At 67.3% G+C, this 300-nt stretch carries 1 protein-coding gene; it reads left to right on the top strand.

Annotated features, from left to right (window positions below):
- On the top strand, window positions 1–300 hold a 300-nt coding region (locus tag EN804_RS36270; protein WP_135922415.1), incomplete at both ends, for a hypothetical protein.

The following is a 300-nucleotide window of genomic DNA, read 5'->3' on the forward strand; positions in this document are numbered from 1 at the left end:
GGCGAAACCCTGGGCTTCGACCTCGCAGACGGCGACAAGGTCATCGTGGAAGCCGGCAAGCGCATCACCGCACGCCACATCAAGCAGCTGGAAGCCTCGGGCATCGCCGCCCTGGCCGTGCCGGACGACTACATCGTCGGCCGCATCCTGTCGCACGACGTGGTCGATGCCTCGACCGGCGAACTGCTGGCCCAGGCCAACGACGAGATCACCGACGAGCAGCTGCAGGCCTTCCGCAAGGCCGGCGTTGACGCGGTCGGCACCCTGTGGGTGAACGACCTGGATCGTGGTCCGTACCTG

Source organism: Mesorhizobium sp. M8A.F.Ca.ET.161.01.1.1, assembly GCF_004792105.1.
Taxonomy (GTDB): domain Bacteria; phylum Pseudomonadota; class Alphaproteobacteria; order Rhizobiales; family Rhizobiaceae; genus Mesorhizobium.